The organism is Streptomyces sp. NPDC007205 (assembly GCF_040634095.1).
Classification (GTDB): Bacteria; Actinomycetota; Actinomycetes; order Streptomycetales; family Streptomycetaceae; genus Streptomyces.
In genome coordinates this window covers 1-2,560 of sequence record NZ_JBEYEW010000144.1, presented here as the reverse complement: position 1 = coordinate 2,560, position 2,560 = coordinate 1, and the positions used below count along the sequence as shown (strand labels likewise).

Here is a 2,560-nt window from a genome sequence, read left to right as displayed (position 1 = left end):
GCGAGCACGCTGCTCCACCCGCCGCATCAGCACAGCAGTTCAAGCCGTCCACACCCTGATGACCTGCACATATTCAGGATGAAAACGGTTCACTGCTTACCGTCTTCCGCTTGCCTCACCACATAGGAGGTGCTCTTGTTATTGGCAATCACCCGCAGTCAGGCGCTAGCTCCCCAGGGCCGAACAACCTGCTGCCGGAAGGAGACAACGCTGTGCTGAGTCCTCTCCAACTGACACCAGTACACCTGGTTACCCGTTACGCTTACAGGACCGCGCTGGCCTAATACGTGAACGCGTTGAACGCTTCAGACAGCAGACGTCTGGTCAGCACGGACTTACCCTCGCCCGTCGGGCCGACAAGTCGGACGTCGTGCCAGGGCACAGAGACCACCTGCCAGGTCGCGGTGGGGACTAGTGTCGTGAGTCGGGAATTCGCTGCGTAAGTCCTCGGTGGTTCGGCATGATGGCCGGGTGGCTAGGACGGGACGGCCGAAGGCCGCGCTGGTGTTGATCGATGACGAGCGTGAGACGTTGAGCCGCTGGGCCAGGCGTCGGACTTCTTCGCAGGCGCTGGCCCTGCGGTGCCGGATCGTGCTGGAGTGAGCAACGGCGCTTAGAACAGAGACGTTGCCGCTCTGCTCGGCGTCGAGGAGCATACGGTGAGAAGGTGGCGGGCCCGCTTTGTGCGGGACCGGCTGGAGGGCCTGACCGACGAGCCACGCCCGGGTGGTCCCCGGAAGATCACCGACGCCCAGGCGGAAGAAGTGGTCGTCAAGACACTGGAGACCACGCCGAAGGACGCCACGCACTGGTCTACACGGTCGATGGCCAAGGAAGTGGGCCTCTTCCAGTCGGCCATCACGCGTATCTGGCGGACCTTCGGCCTCAAGCCGCACCTGGTGGACCCCTTCAAGCGCTCGAAGGATCCGCAGTTCATCGAGAGGGTCCGCGATGTGGTCGGCCTGTATCTCGCCCCGCCCGAGCATGCGCTGGTGCTGTGTGTGGATAAGAAGACGCAGATCCAGGCGCTGGATCGGCCGGCTCCGGTGCTGCCGATGATGCCGGGCATGCCAGAGCGCCGTACTCACGACTACGTGCGCGGCGGCGTCACCACACTGTCCGCCGCGCTGAACACCGCTACCGGCGAGGTGATCGGCCAGATCCACCGCCGGCACCGTTCCATGGGGTTCAAGAAGTTCCTCGTCCGCATCCACAAGGAGATACCCGCGGGCCTGGACGTGCATCTGATCTACGACAACGCCTCGACGCACAAGACCCCGGCCATCCAGCGATGGCTGACCGCACACCCCCGCTTCCCTGTGCACTTCACGCCTACCAGCTCCTCCTGGCTCAACCAGCCCGAGCGGTGGTTCGCGCTGCTGACGGACAAACAGATACGACGAGGTGCCCACAGGAACGTCCAGTCCCTGGAGAAGGACATCCGGAACTGGATCAACACCTGGAACGAAGACCCGAAACCCTTCGTCTGGACGAAGACCGCGGACGAGATCCTCGAACGCCTCGCAGGATATCTGAACCGAATCCCCGACTCAGGACACTAGGGCTCATCTTCAAAGACCACCACGTGGTGGATCATGGTGGGGTGATACGCCGTCATGGACTCACCGATCTGACGGCCCCGGATGTCGGACCGGCAGGTCATCGGGATAGTTTACAAGATCCGTACGGGGATCTCGTGGCGTGACCTGCCAGAACGCTATGGATCATGGCAAACGGTCTACCCCCGCTTCCGCCGCTATGGGCTCGACGGTGTGTTCATCCGGGCCTTGCAGCAAATCCAGGCCCGGGCGGACGCCGCTGGTGACATCGACTGGCTGGTCGAGATCGACTCCCATCGTCCGAGCCCACCAGCACGCCGCCGCGACCGAGCCAAAAGGGGGGGCGGCACCGGCAGGAGGAACCGGACGATCACGTTCTCGGCCGATCCCGAGGAGGACTGACCACCAAGGTCCACCTCGCCTGCGACGGCAAAAGGGCGGCCTCTTGCTGTACTCATCACGCCGGGCCAACGTCACGACAGCGTCTGTGCGAGGACCCTGCTGGAGCGGATTCGCGTTCCCCCCAAAGGCATGGGCCGACCACGCTGCCGACCCGACCATGTGATCGCGGACAAGGCATACAGCTCCCGTGGATTCCGCGGCTACCCGGGGCAACGCGGGATCGCGCACACGATTCCCGAGAAGGACGTCCAGCGCAAGCACCGCCGCAACCGCGGCCGGCGAGGCGGCCGACCACCACAGGGCTTTGACCGCGAAACCTACCGTCGTCCGCAACACCGTCGAACGCTGCTTCAACCGTCTCAAAGCCTTCCGCGGCATCGCCACCAGATACGACAAGACCACCACCACCTCCTACGAGGCAGTGGTCAGTCTGGCGTCGCTCCTGCTCTGGGCGGGACTGTAAGACGTTCGGCTCTGGCCCGTAATCGGTGGTAACGCTTCGTATTGATCATTGGAGCAGGATCCGCTGGCGTAGGAGCGGGAAGCCGGCGCGGCCGTGCATCTGCCTCATGATCTTCTTCGTGCGGGTGTTGACGCCC

The 2,560-nt window shown here is 63.8% G+C and carries 2 protein-coding genes and 3 pseudogenes; all 5 read left to right on the top strand.

The features are described 5' to 3' along the window. Window positions 1–82: pseudogene (locus ABZ624_RS42635) on the top strand (IS5/IS1182 family transposase); the annotation flags it as partial. A gap of 389 nt (window positions 83–471) precedes the next feature. After that, window positions 472–1,562, top strand: a pseudogene (locus ABZ624_RS42630) (IS630 family transposase). Window positions 1,563–1,643: 81 nt separating this feature from the next. Continuing rightward, window positions 1,644–1,961 carry a transposase gene (locus ABZ624_RS42625; RefSeq protein ID WP_360101059.1) on the top strand — a complete coding sequence of 106 codons (318 nt, stop codon included), beginning with the start codon at window positions 1,644–1,646 and terminating at the stop codon, window positions 1,959–1,961. Window positions 1,962–2,015: 54 nt separating this feature from the next. Continuing rightward, a pseudogene (locus ABZ624_RS42620) lies at window positions 2,016–2,249 on the top strand (transposase); the annotation flags it as partial. A 16-nt stretch (window positions 2,250–2,265) separates the two neighbouring features. Beyond that, window positions 2,266–2,424: a hypothetical protein gene (locus ABZ624_RS42615; protein ID WP_360101057.1), complete on the top strand. Its 159-nt coding sequence runs from the start codon at window positions 2,266–2,268 to the stop codon at window positions 2,422–2,424. Window positions 2,425–2,560: the final 136 nt, after the last annotated feature.